At 53.9% G+C, this 1,103-nt stretch carries 1 protein-coding gene; it reads left to right on the top strand.

The window, feature by feature from the left end; translation table 11 throughout:
* The coding region (gene tuf, locus N6G83_RS54365) for an elongation factor Tu (RefSeq protein WP_049275762.1) at nucleotides 1-1,103 on the top strand (1,103 nt) is incomplete at both ends.

The following is a 1,103-nucleotide window of genomic DNA, read 5'->3' as shown; positions in this document are numbered from 1 at the left end:
GGTACTATCGGCCACGTTGACCACGGTAAAACTACCCTGACTGCAGCGATCACCACCGTTCTGGCTAAAACCTACGGCGGTTCTGCACGTGCTTTCGACCAGATCGATAACGCGCCAGAAGAAAAAGCTCGTGGTATCACCATCAACACCTCTCACGTTGAGTATGACACCCCGACTCGTCACTACGCGCACGTTGACTGCCCAGGGCACGCCGACTACGTGAAAAACATGATCACCGGTGCTGCTCAGATGGACGGCGCGATCCTGGTAGTAGCTGCGACTGACGGCCCAATGCCTCAGACTCGTGAGCACATCCTGCTGGGTCGTCAGGTTGGCGTTCCTTTCATCATCGTATTCATGAACAAATGCGACATGGTTGATGATGAAGAGCTGCTGGAACTGGTAGAAATGGAAGTTCGCGAACTGCTGTCCGCTTACGACTTCCCAGGCGACGACCTGCCAGTGATCCGCGGTTCCGCGCTGAAAGCGCTGGAAGGCGAAGCTGAGTGGGAAGCGAAAATCATCGAACTGGCCGAAGCCCTGGACAGCTACATCCCAGAGCCAGAGCGTGCTATCGACAAGCCGTTCCTGCTGCCAATCGAAGACGTATTCTCCATCTCCGGTCGTGGTACCGTTGTTACCGGTCGTGTTGAGCGCGGTATCATCAAAGTTGGCGAAGAAGTTGAAATCGTTGGTATCAAAGACACCGTTAAGTCTACCTGTACTGGCGTTGAAATGTTCCGCAAACTGCTGGACGAAGGCCGTGCTGGTGAGAACGTAGGTGTTCTGCTGCGTGGTATCAAACGTGAAGAAATCGAACGTGGTCAGGTACTGGCTAAACCAGGCTCCATCAAGCCACACACCCAGTTCGAATCTGAAGTGTACATCCTGAGCAAAGATGAAGGTGGTCGTCACACGCCATTCTTCAAAGGTTACCGTCCACAGTTCTACTTCCGTACTACTGACGTGACCGGTACCATCGAACTGCCAGAAGGCGTAGAGATGGTAATGCCAGGCGACAACGTGAACATGGTTGTAACCCTGATTCACCCAATCGCGATGGACGACGGTCTGCGTTTCGCAATCCGTGAAGGCGGCCGTAC

The organism is Serratia sp. PL7, from assembly GCF_945957435.1.
Note: the sequence above shows the minus strand (reverse complement) of the source record. Positions and strands in the feature narration are given on the sequence as shown.